The sequence below is a fragment of the Rhodococcus sp. 14-2470-1a genome (assembly GCF_002259425.1).
Taxonomy (GTDB): Bacteria; Actinomycetota; Actinomycetes; order Mycobacteriales; family Mycobacteriaceae; genus Rhodococcoides; species Rhodococcoides fascians_E.
Genome location: NZ_NPFZ01000005.1, coordinates 130661 through 150255, shown reverse-complemented (window position 1 = coordinate 150255; position 19595 = coordinate 130661). Strand labels below are relative to the sequence as shown.

Annotated in this window: 10 protein-coding genes; 1 reads left to right on the top strand and 9 read right to left on the bottom strand. The window is 65.0% G+C overall.

Annotated elements, in window-relative coordinates; genetic code table 11:
- Positions 1 to 8 precede the first annotated feature (8 nt).
- Positions 9 to 8888, top strand: a complete 8880-nt coding sequence (locus tag CH292_RS03130) for a type I polyketide synthase (RefSeq protein WP_218830164.1) — start codon at positions 9 to 11, stop codon at positions 8886 to 8888.
- Here CH292_RS03130 and CH292_RS03125 read toward each other — a convergent pair.
- The 9 genes from CH292_RS03125 to CH292_RS03085 all read right to left on the bottom strand — a co-directional run bounded on the left by CH292_RS03125 (position 8839) and on the right by CH292_RS03085 (position 19258).
- On the bottom strand, positions 8839 to 9486 hold the full coding sequence (locus CH292_RS03125; protein ID WP_094626751.1) for a response regulator transcription factor: 648 nt from the start codon (positions 9484 to 9486) through the stop codon (positions 8839 to 8841). The two genes, CH292_RS03130 and CH292_RS03125, sit on opposite strands and share 50 nt — an antisense overlap.
- Complete coding sequence (locus CH292_RS03120; RefSeq protein WP_256977894.1) at positions 9450 to 10691, bottom strand: sensor histidine kinase; 1242 nt, start codon at positions 10689 to 10691, stop codon at positions 9450 to 9452. Before CH292_RS03120 ends, CH292_RS03125 begins: the two co-directional genes overlap by 37 nt.
- Positions 10692 to 10827: 136 nt before the next feature.
- A complete protein-coding gene (locus CH292_RS03115) occupies positions 10828 to 13362 on the bottom strand; it encodes an FtsX-like permease family protein (protein WP_094628268.1) in 2535 nt (844 codons plus the stop codon).
- Positions 13362 to 14162, bottom strand: a complete 801-nt coding sequence (locus CH292_RS03110; protein ID WP_094628267.1) for an ABC transporter ATP-binding protein — start codon at positions 14160 to 14162, stop codon at positions 13362 to 13364. Before CH292_RS03110 ends, CH292_RS03115 begins: the two co-directional genes overlap by 1 nt.
- 135 nt (positions 14163 to 14297) lie before the next feature.
- Positions 14298 to 15044, bottom strand: coding sequence for a thioesterase II family protein (locus CH292_RS03105; protein ID WP_094628266.1), 747 nt, complete (start codon positions 15042 to 15044; stop codon positions 14298 to 14300).
- 13 nt (positions 15045 to 15057) lie between these two features.
- The gene (locus CH292_RS03100; RefSeq protein WP_094653966.1) at positions 15058 to 16560 is read right to left on the bottom strand and encodes a glycosyltransferase family 39 protein; all 1503 of its coding nucleotides are present in this window, start codon (positions 16558 to 16560) and stop codon (positions 15058 to 15060) included.
- Between the two features lie 21 nt (positions 16561 to 16581).
- Complete coding sequence (locus CH292_RS03095; protein ID WP_094628264.1) at positions 16582 to 17808, bottom strand: cytochrome P450; 1227 nt, start codon at positions 17806 to 17808, stop codon at positions 16582 to 16584.
- Entirely contained in the window at positions 17805 to 18047 is a 243-nt protein-coding gene (locus CH292_RS03090; protein ID WP_094628263.1) for a ferredoxin, read from the bottom strand. Before CH292_RS03090 ends, CH292_RS03095 begins: the two co-directional genes overlap by 4 nt.
- On the bottom strand, positions 18044 to 19258 hold the full coding sequence (locus CH292_RS03085) for a cytochrome P450 (RefSeq protein ID WP_094628262.1): 1215 nt from the start codon (positions 19256 to 19258) through the stop codon (positions 18044 to 18046). Before CH292_RS03085 ends, CH292_RS03090 begins: the two co-directional genes overlap by 4 nt.
- Between the last annotated feature and the right edge of the window lie 337 nt (positions 19259 to 19595).

Here is a 19595-nt window from a genome sequence, read left to right as displayed (position 1 = left end):
CGAGAGAAGTGACTACCGCCAGCACGCCCGACGATCGTGTGATTCGCGCCCTCCGGACATCGATGAAGGAGACCGAACGGCTGCGGGAGTTGAACCGAACGCTCACCGAGGCCGCGACGGAACCGATCGCGATCGTCGGGATGGCGTGCCGGTATCCCGGTGGAGTCACCTCACCCGACGGGTTGTGGAAGTTGGTGTCCACGGGCGCTGACGCGATCGCGGATTTCCCCGACGACCGTGGATGGGATCTGGAGTCGGTCTACGACCCCACACGTTCACGCCCCGACACGACCTATGTGTCCAGGGGTGGATTTCTCTCGAATGCAGCTGAATTCGATGCAGAGTTCTTCGGGATCAGTCCGCGCGAGGCCGAGATCATGGATCCGCAACAACGGATCTTGCTCGAGAACTCCTGGGAAGCAATCGAAGACGCGGGCATCGACCCGACCTCGTTGCACGGCAGCCGCACCGGCGTGTTCGCGGGACTCATGTACCACGACTACGTCGGCAGCTTCGGTAGCGGAAGCGTGGTGTCGGGACGTATTTCGTACACCCTCGGGCTGGAGGGCCCGACGATGACCGTCGACACTGCGTGCTCGTCCTCGCTCGTCGGCGTACACCTTGCGGCCCAGTCGCTTCGGCGCGGTGAAAGCACGCTCGCGCTGGCGGGCGGTGTCACCGTCATGGCGACCCCGGACACCTTCGTCGAATTCAGTCGACAGGGCGGTCTCGCCGAAGACGCGGTCTGCCGGTCGTTCTCCGACGATGCGTCGGGCACAGTGTGGTCCGAGGGCGTCGGTGTACTCGTTCTCGAGCGTCTGAGCGACGCCGTTCGGCACGGTCGCCGTATCCACGGTCTCGTGCGTAGCAGTGCAGTGAACTCCGACGGTGCGTCGAATGGCCTGACCGCTCCCAACGGGCCCTCACAGCAGCGGGTCATCAGAGCGGCACTCGACTCGGCCGGTCTGAGGGCCTCCGATGTCCAGATAGTCGAAGCGCACGGCACGGGTACGGTTCTGGGTGATCCGATCGAGGCTCAGGCGCTGTTGGCGACGTACGGCGCCGACCGGACGGATACGTTGGCACTCGGGTCGGTCAAGTCGAATCTCGGTCATACACAGGCCGCGGCGGGAATCGCAGGGATCATCAAGCTATTGATGGGAATGCGGCACGGCATCCTGCCGCACACCATCAACGTCGGAACCCCGTCCACGAAGATCGACTGGTCCGCTGGAGCCGTCGAACTGCTGACGGCGCCCAAGTCGTGGCCCGAGACCGGAGATCCCCGTCGAGGGGCAGTGTCGTCGTTCGGCATCAGCGGGACCAATGCACACCTCGTCGTCGAGGAGTATCGTGCGCCCGCTGTCGCCCCCGAGGAGCCGACTGTCGTTCCGCCCATGATCGTGTGGCCCGTATCGGGTGCGACCACCGATGGTGTTCGTGCGCAAGCGAACAGCCTTGCCGACGCATTCACCGGCACCGACGGGCTGTCGAATGCGGACATCGGCTTGGCGTTGGTCAGGTCGCGCGCCGCGTTGCGGCATCGAGCTGTCGCGATCGGCCGCGATCGAGAGGAAGTGCTGGCATCCCTCCGCACGATCGGGGAGAGCGGCCCGACTGCGCGGGTGCTGAAGGGCAAGACAGCATTTCTGTTCACCGGCCAGGGATCTCAGCGGCCGGGGATGGGCGGCGAACTGTACGCGGACTACCCCGCCTTCGCCGACGCGTTCGACGAGGTACTGTCGCACCTTCCCGCGGGAGATCGTCTGAAGCAGTTCATGTTCGGGTCCGAGCCCGAACAACTTGCTCGCACCGAGACAACCCAGCCTGCATTGTTCGTCTACGAGGTCGCTCTCTATCGACTGCTCGAATCCTTGGGGCTGAGTCCGGCATTCGTCGCGGGCCATTCCGTCGGTGAGATCGCAGCAGCGCACGTCGCCGGAGTGCTCACCCTCGCCGACGCGTGCACGCTCGTCTCGGCGCGTTCACGGTTGATGCAGGCACTGCCCGAAGGCGGAGCCATGGTGTCGATCCGTGCGTCGGAATCCGATGTCAGGGCCGAGCTGGTCGGTGCAGTCGACATCGCAGCGGTCAACGGCCCTGCATCGGTGGTGATTTCGGGTGTCGACGCTGACGTCGAGGCTGTTGCAGCACACTTCGACACGACGCGCCGACTGACCGTCTCCCATGCCTTCCACTCGTCGGCGATGGATCCCATGCTCGAAAGTTTCCGCCTTGCCCTCACCGACGTCCGCTTCACGAAACCCACGATTCCGTTGTTCTCCGGACTGTCGGGAGGCGTGGCGGCAGAGGAAATCTGCGATCCGGCGTATTGGGTTCGGCACGTGCGTGAACCGGTACGTTTCGCGGACTGCATCACGTCGTTACGCTCTCGCGGTGTGTCCCGATTCGTAGAACTCGGGCCCGATTCGGTACTCACGACGATGGCGCGCGAGAGCCTCGACGACGACCTGGCGCACGAGTCGGTTCTGGTGACAGGCACGGCACGGGCTGGGCGGTCCGAGACGGCGTCACTTGCGTCGGCCGTCGGCGCTCTGCACAGCGGTGGGCACTCTCCGGACTGGACGGCGCTGCTCGGCGGTTCCGGTGCGCGCGTTGATCTACCGACCACTGCCTTCGTTCATGACAAGTACTGGGCCACAGCCGATAACAGTGAACTTGACATTCGGTCGACAGGTCTCGACGCGACAGGGCATCCGGTGATGTCGACGGTATCGACGGTCGCCGAGTCGGGAGCATTGCTGTTCGGCGGCGTTCTGTCCACGAGGTCGGCGCCGTGGATCGCCGATCACACCGTGTCCGGTGTGGTCACAGCACCCGCGACCGCGATGGTCGACTGGGTGCTGCGTGCGGGCGACCTGATCGGATGCGCGTCGATCGAGGAACTGGTACTCGAAGCTCCACTGCTCGTGCCGGATTCGACAGGTCGGCGTATTCAGATCACGATGGAATCGGACGCCGCGCAGGGGCGCAGGGCATTCGTCGTGCATTCGGCGTCGACAGACGAGCCTGCTCAGTCCACGATCTGGGTCCGCCACGCCTCCGGCTCGGTGACGGCGTCCGACCCCGCGGCTCCTGTGGCGCCGTCCGAGTGGCCACCGTCGGGAGCTGATGCCGTCGAGGTCGGCGATCTGTACGACGGACTCGCCTCGGGTGGGCTCCGGTACGGACCGACTTTCCAGGGTGTCCGCTCCGTCTGGCGCACGTCGGAATCCGTCCACGCCGACGTTGTCTCCGACGGAGCGATCGACGGTGGCGTCGTCATTCACCCTGCACTGCTCGACGCGGCGTTCCATTCGCTGGCGTTCGCGTCCGAAGACGCAGGATCCGCCTCCGTTCCTTTCGCCCTGTCCGGCGTCCATGTCTTCGCCACAGGTGCCACGTCGGTGCGCGTGACCTCGACGCGCGTCGGTGCCACGTCGTGGCGGGTCGAACTGGCTGATGCCGTGGGAGCTCCGGTAGCCCTGATCGAGTCGCTGAGTGTCCGTCCCCTCGCTACTACGGATTCGGCCCCCGACCAGTCCGAGACCGCCCGTCGTTGGCTCTACGCGATGTCGTGGTCCGAGACCGACAGCGGGCCGGCAGTGCAGTCGCCGACGCGAGTGCACGAGGTCTCCTCGGGTGCCGACAGTCGGTCGATCCTACAGGCGACATCGGAAGCGCTTGCCGTACTGCAAGATTCCGACGAGCCGGTCGTGTTCGTCACGCGCGGTGCAGTGTCGGTGTCGGGTGAACCGGCACCCGATCTCGCGGGCGCTGCGGTGTGGGGACTGGTGCGGGCCGCACAATCGGAAGATCCTGGATGTGCGGTTCTGGTCGATACAGACACGGACGCGCGCGGCATCGGAGCAATAGACCCGGGCGGTGAACCACAGCTCGCTGTGCGCGACGGTGTTCGCTGGAGTCCGAGGCTCGCGCGGGCAGACGTGGTGCCGACGGGTTCACCTCTGAACACAAGCGGGACGGTCCTCGTGACCGGCGCGACAGGGGCGCTCGGTGCAGTGATTGCACGGCATGTGGTGACGGCGCACGGAGTGCGGCATCTGGTGCTGCCGAGCCGCAGCGGCAACGCTCGCGAACTGGCCACGGAACTGACCGAAGTGGGCGCGACCGTCGACCTCCCGCTGTGCGATGTCGCCGACGGCGCCGCTGTGCGGGCACTCGTCGAGTCCATCGATCCCGAACGTCCGCTGACCGCGGTGATCCATGCCGCCGGCGTGATCGACGACGGTACCATCGCCTCGCTCACCCCCGATCGGATTGCAACGGTCTTCGGACCCAAAGTCGACGGGGCCCTCGCGCTGCACGACGCGACGCGTGACCTGAGGCTCGATGCATTTGTGCTGTTCTCGTCGCTTGCCGGCGTTCTCGGTGGACGTGGGCAGGGCAACTACGCAGCCGCCAACGCGTGCCTCGACGCGCTTGCCGTCAGCAGGAGACAGGCGGGCCTTCCTGGCCTGTCGCTGGCCTGGGGCCCGTGGGAGGCCATCGGTGTCGGTGGCATGACCGAGAACCTCGCCGACGCCGATCGAGACCGTATCGCGCGCACTGGTTTCCAAGACTTGACCGCATCGCAAGGGACAGCGCTCTTCGATTCAGCCCTGAATTCCGATTCAGCCCTTCTCGTTCCGGTCCGTCTGGACATCCCGCGTCTGCGTGAGCGCGGCGCGTCACTGCCGCCCGTACTGCGCGGACTCGTCGGGTCCACGACACGTCGGACGGCAGCAAGCGAGTTCGCAGCGCCCGTCGACGCGCTGCGAGCGGCCGATCCGGCGACGCGTCGAAACCGGGTGCTCGAACTGGTTCGCAGCCGGGTCGCCGAGGTCCTCGGGTACTCGTCGGCGAGTTCCGTGGAACCGGATCGGGCATTCTCCGAGTTGGGTTTCGACTCCCTCGGTGCCGTCGAACTGCGCAACACGTTGAGCGCCGATGTAGGGGAGCGACTGCCCGCTACCGCGGTGTTCGACTATCCGACGTCGGCGGCGATGGCGGGCTTCCTGAGTCTGCTGCTCGGCGGGGACGAAGCCACCACCGCACAGCAGTCCGACACGTCGACCCGCGGCACGGTCGACGACGACGATCCGGTCGTCATCACCGGCATGGCCTGCCGATACCCGGGCGGAGTCTCGTCCCCGGCCGATCTGTGGGATCTTCTGATCACCGAACGCGACGCCATCGGCGAGTTCCCCGACGATCGTGGCTGGGACGTGGAGGAACTCTACGACCCTGCCGGAGAGCGCCCGGACTCGTCGTCCTCACGGCACGGCGGATTCCTCTACGATGCGGCCGATTTCGATCCCGAGTTCTTCGGCATAGCGCCCCGCGAAGCTCAGGCCATGGATCCGCAGCAACGCCTGATGCTCGAGGGCGCATGGGAGGCATTCGAGGACGCAGGTATCGCTCCGGAGTCGTTGCGCGGCAGTGATACCGGTGTGTTCGCCGGCGTCATGTACCACGATTATTTCCGCAGTTTCGGAAACGGCAGTGTGGTGTCGGGCCGGGTGGCGTATGCGTTCGGTTTGGAGGGGCCGACGATGACGGTGGATACGGCGTGTTCGTCGTCGTTGGTGTCGTTGCATCTGGCGGCGCAGGCGGTGCGTCGTGGTGAGTGCTCGATGGCCTTGGCTGGCGGCGTGACCGTGATGGCTTCTCCTGGAACGTTCGTCGAATTCACGCGTCAGCGCGGTCTCGCCCCTGACGGTCGGTCCAAGTCGTTCTCGGACGATGCGGACGGTGCCGGATTTGCGGAGGGAATGGGAGTTCTTCTACTGGAACGTCTGTCGGATGCGCGTGCTGCGGGTCGTCGGGTGTGGGGTGTGGTGCGGGGTTCGGCGGTCAATTCCGATGGTGCGTCGAATGGTTTGACGGCGCCGAACGGTCCGTCGCAGCAGCGGGTGATTCGGGCGGCGTTGGTGGATGCGGGTGTGGGTGTGTCGGGTGTGCAGGTGGTGGAGGCGCATGGGACGGGGACTCGGTTGGGTGATCCGATCGAGGCGCAGGCGGTGTTGGCGACGTATGGTCGTGGGCGTGTGGGTGGGCCGTTGGTGTTGGGTTCGGTGAAGTCGAATCTGGGTCATACGCAGGCTGCTGCGGGTGTGGCGGGTGTGATGAAGGTGGTGTTGGGGATGCGGTTCGGGGTGGTGCCTGCGTCGTTGCATGTGGGTGCGCCCTCGTCTCGGGTGGAGTGGTCCGGTGGGGTGGAGGTGGCGTCGGTGGCGCGGGAGTGGGTTGGTGGTGTGGATGGTGTGCGTCGTGGTGCGGTGTCGTCGTTCGGTATCAGTGGGACCAATGCGCATGTGGTGATCGAGGAGGGGGATCCGGTCGAGTCCGCACCGGCACCCGGATCGACGCAGCAGTCGACAGCTCCTGTGCTGTGGGCAATTTCCGCGAAGACTCAGCACGCATTGACCGAGCAAGCTGCCCGGTTGGCGTCGGCGCCGAGTGTCCTTACGGAACCCATCACGGATATAGCGCGAACTCTCGGTGCGCATCGCACGTCGTTCACGCATCGGGCAGTGGTGCTCGGCTCGGATCGTGACCAGTTGATCGAGGGACTTCGATCGGTAGCGGAGGGCGCTCCGGTCACAGCCGTCGGCACATCGAGACGTGACAGCGGCACCGCGTTTCTGTTCACCGGTCAGGGAGCTCAGCGCCTCGGCATGGGCCGCGATCTGGCGAATACGTATCCGGTGTTCGCCGATACATTTTACGCTGCACTGCAACTCGTCGACGCTGCGTGGGCCAGTCTCGGGAAGGACTTCCCGTCGGCCCGGTCGGTTCTGCACGGTGACGACGCGGACGCCGTGCAGCGCACCGTGTTCGCGCAAGCAGGATTGTTCGCGTACGAGGTTGCGCTCTTCGGATTGCTGGAGTCGATCGGAATGCGTCCGGATGCAGTCGCGGGCCACTCCATCGGTGAAATCGCGGCAGCACACGTCGCGGGTGTGTTCTCGCTCGCCGATGCAGCAGCGCTCGTGGCTGCCCGCGGCGCGCTCATGGATGCGCTCCCCGACGGCGGAACGATGGCAGCGCTGAAGGCGTCGGCCGACGTCGTCACCCCGCATCTCACGGATCGAGTCGGGATCGCCGCGATCAACGGCCCCGACGCCGTAGTCGTCTCGGGACACACCGCGGATGTGCACAGTCTCACCGAGAAGTTCGACGGCAGCAAGGAACTTCGAGTCTCGCATGCCTTCCATTCGATGCTCATGGATCCGATGCTCGGTGAGTTCCGTTCCGTGGTCGAATCTGTGCACTTCGAGGAACCGATCATCCCGCTCGTCTCCGCAGTCACCGGGGAGTCGGTACCGAACGACGTCGTCACCGACCCCGAGTTCTGGGTACGACACGTCCGTGAACCTGTCCTGTTCTCGGCCACCGTGGAGGCATTGTCCACGCAGGGAATCGGGCGTTTTCTCGAAGTCGGTCCGGCTGCTGTGCTCTCGGGAGCCGGGCCTGCGAGCGCACCCGCGTCGGCGCGATTCGTTGCACTCGGTAGTTTGAGAACCCCCGAGGTCGACGCATTCGCAGCGGGTATCGCGGCAGCTCACGTGGATGGATTCTCACCGAACTGGATGCTGCTCTTTCCGGGCACACGAACGGTGACGCTCCCGACCTACGCCTTCACTCGGCGCCGCTTCTGGATCGACTCCGAAGCGGGTGCCGGTGGCACGGTGGACACGGCGCCGCAGTACAGCGAATCGGTCGCCCCGCTCTCAACCAGCGAGATGGATTCCGAGGCACTACTGGATCTCGTCCGTAGGAGAACCGCTGCAGTCCTGGGGCATTCGGATGTCGATGCTATCGATCCTGCGGCACCGTTCCTAGAGGTAGGTATGGACTCGGTGTCTGCGATGGAGCTACGAAGCGCCCTTGCGTCGGCGACAGGTCTGGAACTCTCGGCCGGGATCGTGTTCGATCATCCGACGGTGGAACAGCTCGCTGCGTACCTCGGCGACATGGTCTCGGGAGGTGGCACTCCGGTTCGCGACGATCAGGAGTCGATCGGTGCTCTGTTGCGGCGAGCGACTGCGTCGGGCGACATGGCGGGTGGCATGGCTCTTCTCGGATCGGTGGCGAACATCCTGCCGAGCTTCTCGGGCGCAGCCGACAGCGGGCCGATCTCCGACCCGGTCCGGCTCGCGTCTGCCGATGTCACCGGCGACACCAGTCCGGTCCTGCTGTGCATCGCGTCACCGATGGCTCTCGGTGGTGCCCAGCAATACGCGCGGTTCGCGGCCCGATTCCGTGGTCGCCGAGACGTTCTCGCACTCGCCATACCGGGTTTCGCTGATGGAGAGGCACTTCCGGCGACATCCGACGCAGCCGTGGACGTCTTCGCTCACCAAGTCCGCGCCGTTGCCGGAGATCGCCCGGTCGTTCTCGTCGGATACTCCTCGGGCGGACAGTTCGCCCATGCGACGGCGGCAGTGCTGGAAGATGCGGGCACTCCGGCAGATGCCGTCGTGTTGGTCGATACGTACGTGCCGGGACGTGACGGCAACGAGTCGCTGTGGCAGGCCATGTTCGACGGCATGCTCGACCGTGAATCCTCGTTCGGACGATTCGGAGCGTTTCGGCTCGCGGCGATGGGTCGCTACAGCGACCTGATTCTCGACTGCCTACCGACGGAAATGGACACGCCCGTTCTGTTCCTGCGCGCGTCGGCACCGTTCGTTCCGGACGCGATCGACTGGCAAGCGTCGTGGACCGCGGAACACGAGCTCGTGGAGGTGCCGGGTACTCACTTCTCGATTCTCGAGGACGAATCGGCCACCACCGCTGCGGCAGTGGACGAATGGCTGAATGCGCGGGAGGTCAGCCGGCACCCAGATAGGCGAGTACAGCCAGCACCCGCCGGTTCGTGATGCTGTCGGCCGACAGTGTGAGCTTGCCGAAGATGTTGCCGATGTGCTTGGTCACCGCGCCCTCGCTGACGACGAGTCGTTCGGCGATCGCGGTGTTCGAGCACCCCTCGGCCATCAGCGCGAGTACCTCTCTCTCGCGGGCGGTGAGTGTTTCGATCGGCTCGTCGTGCGATCGACGCGCCATCAACTGAGCGATGACCGCGGGGTCCATCGCGGTGCCACCGCCCGCGACGCGGCGCACCGCGTCGATGAACTGATCCGGTTCGAAGACACTGTCCTTCAAGAGATATCCGACTCCGCCGTGTCCGTCGGCGAGCAGCTCACGCGCATACAGTTGCTCGACGTGCTGGGACAGCACCAGCACCGGGAACGCAGGCACGGCGCGGCGAATCGCCAGCGCGGCCTCCAGCCCCTCGGTGGTGAACGTCGGCGGCAGTCGCACGTCGAGTATCGCGACGTCCGGACGATGCTCGAGAATCACCTGGGCGAGGTTCTCGCCGGTGTCGACCGCAGCGACGACGGTGCACTCGAAGGACTCGAGCAATGCGGTGAGACCCTGCCTCAGAAGGAAGAGGTCTTCGGCGATGACAACGCGCACGGCACCTCCATGTCGATGATCGTAGGTCCCCCCGACGGACTGTCGAGGGTCATGCTCCCGTCGAACGCCGCGAGCCTTCGGCGGATCCCTGCGAGACCCGAACCGGCGTCGAACGCGGCCCCGCCGTGGCCGTCGTCGACGACACGAGCACGAAGCTTGCCGTGCTCGTACGTCAAGCCTATGTCGGCGTGACTCGCGCCGGAATGCTTGAGGATGTTCGCCACCGTTTCGGACACCGCGAAATACAGGGCGGACTCGACCGGGGGAGGAGGCCGTCCGATGACATTGGAGCTGGTTTCGATCGGAAGTGGACTCGCGAGAGCGAGCGCGCGCACCGCGTCGACGAGGCCGCGCTCGGCCAACACGGGCGGATGAATACCTCGCACGAGATCACGTAGTTCGGTCAGGGCGGCAGCCGACGACGACCGCGCGTCGGCGAGCAGCTTGCGTGCGGCCTCTGGGTTCTTCTCCAGCGTGCGCTCGACGGCTCCGAGCGTCATACCCATCGCGACGAGTCGCGCCTGGGCCCCGTCGTGCAGATCGCGTTCGATCCGGCGCAACTCGGCGGCACCGGAGTCGATGACGTCGTCCCTCGTTCGCGTGAGGTGTCGCGCACGGGCGGCGAGCGCCTCGGACTTCGTCGGGCCGAGTAGAGCGCGCGTGAACAATGCGTGAGCGCGAATCATGGTCGGGGCGAAGTACGTCCAGATCACGAAGAATCCGACGGCGGCGATCGCGGCGAGACCGGCGTCGAGATAACTCTCGATGTGGATGGGACCGTACCAGCGGCCGTAGCCGGCGTCGTGAATCGGACGCCAGAGACCGGCGGCCAGAACGATCCCCTCTCCGACGTAGTAGAGCAGCGCGGCGGGCAACATCATGAGCAGACCGACCGGGACTCCGAGCAGCAGCCAGGCCAGGTCGCGCCACGTGACAGGGTCCTTGAGTATCCATCGCCACCGAGCGAATCCGGCAAGTGGACGCCCGGTCGCCGACACCGGTGCCGGGCGATACGGGTCATCGACCCGAACGCCGGAATGTGTTGCCAGCTGTCGGCCGAGCGAGCACACCCACCGGACGAGCGCGATGGTCTCGGGCAGCAGAAACAATCCGATTCCGACGACACACAGCAGCAGGACCATTGCGGTCAGCAGTGCTGCGAACAGACCGCCTTGCGAGAGCACCGCAAGTGCGACACCTACCATTGTCGCGTGTCCGGCGCGCCGAATTCGGTGGCCCATTCCAGTCATCGTGCCAGAACGGGAGCGCGAGGACGTAGTGCCCCGCCGCGAGAAGCGACGGGGCACTGCGTTCTTTTCGGCCATGATCGAATCGGGGGGGTCAATCGGGCCGAGTCACCGAGTCGACTGCTGGTCGTGCCATGCCGCGCCATGCGGGCACCATCGTCGAGCCGATCGTGAGGGCGATCGCCAGCACCACGATGCCGATGTAGATCATCGGTGAACCCGAGGGCATCGCCGAGCCGCTCTTGACGAGGCTGTACGGGACCATCGTCGCGGCCGCCGCCACCGTTCCGAGCACCACGGCGGTGCCGACGATGAAGCCGCTCTCGACACCGAGCATGCCCAGCACCTGTCGACGCGTGGAACCCGTCAGACGCTGCAGGCCGAACTCCCTGCCGCGCTTCCTGGTCGCAGCAACGAGCGTGTTGACCACTGTGATGGCCGCGTAACCGATGATCATCGCCACGATCGTGTAGTTGGCCGAGACCAGGATCTGCTGGACGCGTGTGTTGTCGCTTATCAGCGACGCCCTGTCCGATACCGACGCCCCCGGTACGAGCGCGGCGGCCGAGTCGAGCTCGCTCCGCAGTGTCGATTCGTCGACGCCCTCCTCGGCGCGGACGAGAATCTGCGGGGCCAGGCCCGACGTCGTGTGCGCTGCGAGCACGTCGGCGGGCAACAGGATGGAAGGGTCGTTCAGGTCGTCGGCGTGAATCGAGACGACCGTCGCTGTCAGCGGCGAGCCGTCGCCGAGGTGTAGACCGAGGGTGTCGCCGACCTGCACTCCGAAGCTCGTCGCCTGGCTCTCCGAGATCGCGACGCTGTCACCGGTGAGATCGTCGATCGAACCCGTGATGGATTCGAAGCGGATCGTGTCCTGGGCTCCCGCAGCCGTGACACCTCGGAACCCGAAGTCCGAGCCGCCGCCAGGACCGTCGACGAAGCCGTCCGACGTCACCAACTCGGAGGCACCTGCGACTCCCGGGAGCGCCGAGATCTCCTCGACGACGCCGGGAGCGAAGCCGCCGGTGACCGACCCCTCGGATTCGTCGCCGGTCGAGATGACGTAGTCGGCCAGCAGGTTGGTGGCATACGTTTCGGTCTTGACGGCGTTCTCGGTGCTCTGCATGTACAGGGTGCCGACAGCGATTCCGACGAGCAGCACGATCGGTGCGACCGCTCCTGCCATCCGGATGCTGCGAGCACGAGCGTTGTTGACCGCGAGGAATCCGGCCGAGCCGGTCAGCATCCGAACAGGCCATCCGACGACTGCGACGATGACCTTCATGAATCCCGGTGTGAGCAGGGCGAGTCCGATGCCGACGAGAACCGAGGCCGGGCCTGCGGTGCTCGCGAGGATCGGTCCGTTCTCCATGACGGCCACCGTCACGACGGACATCGAGATTCCTGCGGCCAGGAACATGACGGCGAGGATCAGACGCGGACGAGTGAGCCAGCGCGTCGGCTCCGTGGCTTCGGAGAGAGCGGCGAGCGGCTTGGTGTTCGCGGCGCGGCGCCCGGCGACGAGTGTTGCCGCGATCGCCGCGGCCATCGCGGTGACGATGCCGACGATCACCGGGACAAGACCTTGGTGGAATGTCATGGCAGAGGACACGATCCCGCTCGATGCCAGCTGACCGAACAGGAACCGGCCGAGGAAGTAACCGGGGATCACGGCCAGCGCGGTCGCGACGACGCACAGCAGTATCGTCTCGCCGAGGATCATGCGGCGTACCTGGCGCGGGGTGCTGCCGATCGCTCGGAGCAGCGCCATTTCACGTTGACGTTGACCCAGCGACAAACTCAGCATCGAGGCGACGCCGAACAGCGCGATCAGCAACGCCCAGCTGCCGAAGATTCCGGCGAGAATGGTCAGCGTCTGCTGGCTCGCGAGTGCTCCGGGAAACTCGGCGAGTCCGCGGTTCTCGCCCGTCAGAACCGTTGCGGCACTGCCAACTGCCGTACCGATCTCGGTAGCGACCGCGGCTGTGTCGGCGCCGGGTTCGGTGAGCACACCGACCGAGTCGATCCGGCCGTTGGTGCCCGCGAGATCGGTCGCCGCGGAGTCTGAGAAGAACACGGCGGGAGAGCTGTCTCCCGCGTCGACGATTCCAACGACGGTGAACTGCTCGGTGGCGCCGCGTACTGCGACGTCGACGGAGTCTCCGGTGGACACTCCTGCACTGTCGGCCAGTTGCCGTGAGAGCACCACATCGGAGTCGGACGTCGGCTCGACGCCATCGGAGAGGGTGAATGGAGTCAACTGGGCGGAGGACCAGTTGTGGCCAGCGTTGTCATTCGAGCCCGATACAGGTGAACCGTCGGACAGCACGGCTGCGGGCAACGACAGGTCAGCGATCGCAGTGGCCACACCTGGAACCTGGGCGACCTGATCGACGATCGAGCTGTCGATTCGAGTCCGTTCGGTCAGTGCGACGCCGTCGTGCGTCTGATTTCCGGTCACGACGACGGCGGCGCCGCCGAGACGTTCGGGAGCTACCGCGGCACGTATGCCGGTTTCCATCAGTCCACCGCACGCCATCACGATCGCTGCACCGAGGAAGAGCGCGAGGAACGTTGCGACGAAGGACGTCAGTCGATACTTCAGCGAGCTGAGTGCGAGCCGAATCATCAGCGCTGCCCCCCGACACCTGCTGCGGAGACTCCGGGCGTACTGGCCGCGCGGGCGTCGAGGTGAGTCATTCGCTCGGCGATGGCGGAGGCCGTCGGGCGGTAAAGCTCGCCGACGAACTGACCATCGGCGAGAAACACGACACGATCGGCGTAGGACGCGGCGACGGGATCGTGGGTGACCATGACGATGGTCTGTCCGTTCGAGGTGACCGACTCGCGCAGCAAGGTGAGAACGTCACCGGCAGTGCGGGTATCGAGTGCACCGGTGGGCTCGTCGGCGAAGATGACGGACGGTTCGGCGGCGAGAGCGCGAGCGATGGCGACGCGCTGCTGCTGACCACCGGACAGCTCGCTCGGCAAGTGGTTGACACGGGCTGCGAGGCCGACCGCGTTGATCACCATCATGATTCGTGTCCGATCGATCTTGCGGCCGGCGAGACGCAGCGGCAGTTCGATGTTCTGCGCAACGGTCAGCGACGGCAGCAGGTTGAAGGACTGAAAGATGAATCCGATGCTTTCGCGACGCAATTCGGTAAGGCCGACCTCGTCGAGGCCACCGAGGTCGTGGCCGCCGACCGTGACCGTGCCCGAGTCAGGAGTGTCGAGGCCTGCGGCGCAGTGCATCAACGTGCTCTTACCGGATCCCGACGGGCCCATGATGGCGGTGAAGGTGCCTTGCGCGAATCCGATGGTGACTCCGCGCAATGCGGCGACCTCGTTCTCACCGGAGCCGTAGGTCTTCGTCACTGCGTCCACGTGTACTGCAAGAGGGTGATCGGCTGGTCGTCTGGTGTGCATTGTGTGCTCCTCGAGAGAAGTCGATGTGAAGTGCTGTATGCAGCCTGTGTGGTTCGTCTACGACGCTATTGCTCGCGATCGAGGTTTCACATGGAGCCAAAGGGCGAATCGGGGGTGGAGTTTCCTCCACCCCCGCTAGGATGCGACAGCACGAATCTCGGCGAGGATGGCGCCCGCGTGATGGTCGAGGTAGAAGTGCCCGCCGGAGTACGTGTGCAGCGTGAATCCGCCGGTGGTGTGTCTTTCCCACGCGGCGGCCTCGTCGGCACTGACCTGAGGATCGACGTCACCGGTCATCGCGACGATCGGGGTGCGCAGCGGTGGACGCTGGGCCGGCCGATAGGACTCGACAGCTCGGTAATCGGCACGCACGGCCGGGAGAATCATCTGGATGATCTCGTCGTCGCCCAACAGATCGGATCCTGTGCCCTGGAGTCGACGGAGCTCGGCGATGATGCCTGCGTCGTCGCGGCGATGTACGTTCTCCGATCGGATGCACGACGGTGCGCGGCGGCCCGAAGCAAACAGAGCGAGTGGTTCGATGCCTTTCTCTTCGAGACGCGCGGTGACTTCGTAGCCGATGGTCGCACCCATGCTGTGCCCGAACAGGATCAACGGCCGATCGGCCACCGTCTCGACGGTGGCGGTGACGGCGTCGGCCAGTCTGTCGATGTCGTCGATGAACGGTTCGGCCCGGCGATCCTGCCTCCCCGGATACTGCACTGCGAGAACGTCCATCGACGATGCGAGTGCGCGCGAGGTCTGGAAGTAGTACGTCGCGGATCCACCGGCATGCGGAAGGCAGATCAGCCGAGGCCCTGTTTCCGGTGCAGACCCGAAGCGGCGCAGCCACAGGTCGGTGTCGATGCTGGAGGTAGTCATCTGCCGGTCCTTTCTAGAGACGGTGAAGGCGGGGCCACAGGTCGGTCCATGGCGCACGCGGATGCTCGGCGTACCAGATCGGTACATCCTGATTGACGTTGGGGCGCGGGGCATCCAGGTTCGTCCGGCCGACGAGGCGGACGTCGGAGAACCAGGCATCGAGTTCGGAACGGTCGTAGCCGACGACGAGGACAGGATCGTCGGATGCGGGGGGGCCGAAGTAGTAGTACCCGCGCTCCGGGCTGTATACCGGTGGAAGAGCATCGTGTGTAAAGACTTCGAGAGCGCCTGCCTGCCAGAATGTTTCGGTCACGACGGCAGCGGGTGGCTCTTCCGTTTCTTCGACGGCATCGCGCGCGGTGTTCGCCAGTTCCGGCCACCCGAGGCTGCTGCTTGCGGTCCATTGCGTGGAGGTCACGGTGGACACGGGTGCGACCGGCAGGAAGACGACGACCGCAATGACGGCCGATACGGCCGCGACGGGAAGCGTCGGAATCCAGCCCCATGCCCGGGCAGGCCGTACGGCTTCGATGCGCACGGCGGACGCAGCCATCAGCACCGCGTACAACCCGGCGACGTAGTAGAAGCGACCGCCTGTTGCGATACACAGTACGGTGCACAGGACGACGGCAATTCCGAGGAATCGATACTGCCGAAAGCGGCTGTCTCGCAGAAGTACCCACAGGCCGTGGCAGCACAGAACCGCGCCGATCACCCCGGCGAACAGCAGGGCCGTCGGCACGAACATCTCGCGTCCGCCGAACATCGCTTCCACTTCGCTCGACACCGCGGTTTGCATGTCGAAGAACGGCCAGTCGTGTTCCGCTTGCCACACGAGCGACGGAGCGGTGACCACTGCGGCGAGCAGGCCTCCCGCCCATAGTGCGGGGCGCCCGAGCAAGTTGCGCGGACCGGCGATCAACGCTGCTAGCGCAATCGCAGCCCACAGAAAAGCGATGAGATATTTTCCTTGCAGCGCAATCGCTGTGGTCGCACCTGCGAGCAGCAACAGGGCATCGGACCTGGTCCTGACCCAGCGCACCACGAGAAAGCAGACGACGGTCCAGAAGAACGGATCGAGTGTCGACGTCGCGAGGATATGCCCAGAGGTGAGAATTTGAAATGCGAACCCGTATGCAAGCGCGGTCAGTAATTGCGCTCGGCGGGCGCCGCCGAGCTCACGGGCTAGCAGTGCCGCTACGACCACGCCGGACGCGGTGACAATCGTTGCGGGAAGTCGCATTCCGACGACCGAGCCCGGCAGCAGTGTATCCATCGATCGAGCAAGCACCGGGAGTAACCACGGTTGGTCCGCATACCCCCATGACAAGTGGTGTCGACCGGACGCCAGGAAATAGAGTTCGTCGCCGTAGTAGCCGATCCGCCCGCTGGTTGCAAGGAGTACGACGGCGACGATGCCGGCGACGACCGAGATCGGGCGCCACGAAACGTCCGGTATCTCGGCCGATTCTCGGCGGTCGCGCGATGTGAAGGGGCTGTCGATACCGGTTGCCACGAGTTCTCCTCGAGTCGGGCGTCACCAGGTCACGGGCAACTCGTGAATTCCGTAGACCATGGCGTCGCTCTTGAACTGCAGGTTGTCGAAGTCGGCTGCGAGGCGCAACTCCGGAATGCGTTCGAACAATGTGGTGTAGACGATTTCGAGTTCGAGCCGGGCCAGGTTCTGGCCGATGCACTGATGGATGCCGTAACCGAACGCGAGGTGTCCACGCTCGGTGCGGTGGAAATCGATTCGGTCGGGCTCGGTGAACGCAGCGTCGTCGTGGTTCGCCGCGTTGTTGAGCGGTAGAATGCCCTCGCCTGCAGCGATAGTCACGTCACCGACGGTGATGTCCGCGGTGGCGACCCGCGGCGTTCCCGAATCGGAGATGGAGAAGTAACGAAGGAGTTCTTCGACGGCCTTGGGCATCAGATCCGGATCGCGGCGGACGGACTCGAGAAGGGCCGAATCGCGAAGGAATGCAAGCACTCCGAGCGAGATCATGTTCGACGTCGTCTCGTGCCCACCGATCAACATCAATCGTGCCATCGTGACGATGTCCAGGTGGTCGGCGACCTCGGTGGCACGGTTCTTTTCGATGAAGCGGCTCAACAGGTCGTCGCCAGGCTCGGATTCCTTGATGGTGACCAGACGATCGAGGTAGCTGTCGATGTTGCCGATCGCCTCCAGGTACTCCTCCTGGCTGATTCCGCGGCTCATGATCTTCGCGGACCAGATCTCGAATTCCGCGTGGTCCGAGTACGGGACGCCGAGGAGCTCGCAGATGACGAGCGACGGGACCGGGAGGGCAAGGGCGGTGACCAGGTCGATCGGGCCACCTGCTTCGATCATCGAGTCCAGGGTGCGATCGACGATCTGCTGCACGTGCGGACGCATTCCGCGCATCCGATGAGCGGTGAACTCGGGGATCAACATGCGTCGTTGAGCCGTGTGATGCGGTGGATCCATCGACAGCAGCATGGGGCGAACGGTCTGGAGAACCTCGTCGGGCACGGGAACCTGCAATGGGTATCCCGGACGCTTGATGTCGGCGCTCACATGGCTGTCGGCAAGAATCTTCTTGACGTCCTCGTGCCGGGTCACCAACCATGCTTCTCGGCCCGTGGACGCCAGCACGGTCTTCGACACCGGCTCCGATTCACGAAGTTCCGCATAGGCGTCGGGCGGCGAGAACGGGCATGTCCGCGGAAGGGGGAACGTCGAGGTTCCTTCTTCGGGAGTGTTGTCGACGGTGCTGGTCATGGCGTCCTCACTTCGTCTCTGTCGCTGTCTGCGTCGATGTATTCCAAGGCGGATACCGGACACCCGCGGACCGCGTCGATCACCGAACTGCGCAGGTTGTCGGCTGGTGCGGGATCGAGGACGACGACCCGTCCGTCCTCTTCGTCCTGGTCGAACACGTCGGGTTCGGTGAACGCGCATGCTCCAGAGCCGACGCAGCGCTCGCGGTCGGCGTGTATGCGCCGCTGTGGCCGGGTCACCAGGTCACCGGCAATGCGTCGACGCCGTACACCATCGCGTCGTGTTTGAAGCTCAAGTCGTCGACCGAGCCAGCGAGCGCGAGGTCGGGGAGACGATCGAGAATCGTCCTGATCGTGACGTCGAGCTCGAGTCGCGCAAGGTTCTGCCCGATGCACTGATGGATGCCGTACCCGAAGGCGAGATGACTGCGTGCTTCACGGGCGAAGTCGATCGTCTCCGGATTCTCGAAGACCGCAGAATCGTGGTTGGCTGCATTGTTGAGAGGGAGAATTCCTTCTCCGGCCGCGATCATCGCGCCGCCGATCTCGATGTCCTCCTTGGCAACTCGTGCCGTTCCCGAGTCCGAGATCGACCAGTACCGCAGCAGCTCTTCCACAGCTTTGGGAACGAGATCGGGATCGGCGACGAGTGCCTGGCGAAGGTCGGGACGATCGAGCAAGGTCAGGACAGCGAGTGAGATCATATTCGCCGTGGTTTCGTGGCCCGCAATGAGCAGCAGACGAGACATGCTCGCGATGTCGGAGTGCTCGACGGCCGGCTCTTCCCGGTTGCGTTCGACGAGTCTGCTGATGAGATCGTCTCCCGGTTCGGTTTCCTTGTCCGTCACCAGTCGATCGACGTAGATGTCGAGGTTGTGGTGCGCCAGTCCGCGCTCTTCGTCGGAGATGTCGCGGCTCATCGTCTGCGCCGACCAGCCTTCGAACCGTGCGTGGTCTGCGTAGGGGACACCGAGCATCTCGCAGATGACGAGGGAGGGTACCGGCATTGCTACGTGTGCGACGAGATCTGCAGGCGATCCTGCCGACATCACGGCGTCGATGCGGCGGTCGACGATCTCCTGAATGCGTGGACGCAAGGCGCGCATCCGTCGAACGGAGAACTCGGGAGCCAACATTCGGCGTTGCACTGTGTGCTCCGGCGCATCCATCGACAGGAACGTCAATGGAACGGCCTGCAGGATCTCGTCGGGGACAGGGACCTGCAACGGATAGCCCGGCAGCTTCAGATTGGCGCTGACGCGGTCGTCGGCGAGAATCTTCTTGACCAACTCGTGGCGAGTGATCAACCATGCCGTTTTGCCGTTGACTGAGAGCTGCGAACGGGAGACCGGTTCGTTCTCTCGTAACTCCGCGTAGGCGTCCGGTGAAGAGAAGGGGCAACTGCGCGGCAGCGGGAACGTGGCTGCCTCGGTGACGGGTGACTGCGTCATGGTCGATTGCTCCTCGTCATGTCAGTTTCTCCTCATCGTGGACTTGTCTGTGTGCTGTGGTTTCTCGCTGGTCGGCGGCACCGCCGTCACGAATGGACGGTAGTGACGTAGAGGGGCCTGTCCACACCCCTAGAACCCCCTCACGCCGGGCCTTCCCGCAGGCACTGCGCGTATCGGGGTCTGGGGTCGGTAGGGGTCCCGGTAGGTCCCGGCCCCAGGTTTGCTGAATGGCGTCAAGTACGAGGCGAGTACGCCACCAAGGCGATACGACGGGGAGGTGACGGGTGTATCCGACGCCCAGTGATCGCGGGACCGTACCGTTCGGCGAGCATCGAAC

What these genes read in the sequence shown, in the direction of transcription:
- CH292_RS03120 (WP_256977894.1), bottom strand. Translation starts at nt 10,691, where the DNA reads ATGGTAGGTGTCGCACTTGCGGTGCTCTCGCAAGGCGGTCTGTTCGCA.
- CH292_RS03115 (WP_094628268.1), bottom strand. Translation starts at nt 13,362, where the DNA reads ATGATTCGGCTCGCACTCAGCTCGCTGAAGTATCGACTGACGTCCTTC.
- CH292_RS03110 (WP_094628267.1), bottom strand. Translation starts at nt 14,162, where the DNA reads ATGCACACCAGACGACCAGCCGATCACCCTCTTGCAGTACACGTGGAC.
- CH292_RS03105 (WP_094628266.1), bottom strand. Translation starts at nt 15,044, where the DNA reads ATGACTACCTCCAGCATCGACACCGACCTGTGGCTGCGCCGCTTCGGG.
- CH292_RS03095 (WP_094628264.1), bottom strand. Translation starts at nt 17,808, where the DNA reads ATGACCAGCACCGTCGACAACACTCCCGAAGAAGGAACCTCGACGTTC.
- CH292_RS03085 (WP_094628262.1), bottom strand. Translation starts at nt 19,258, where the DNA reads ATGACGCAGTCACCCGTCACCGAGGCAGCCACGTTCCCGCTGCCGCGC.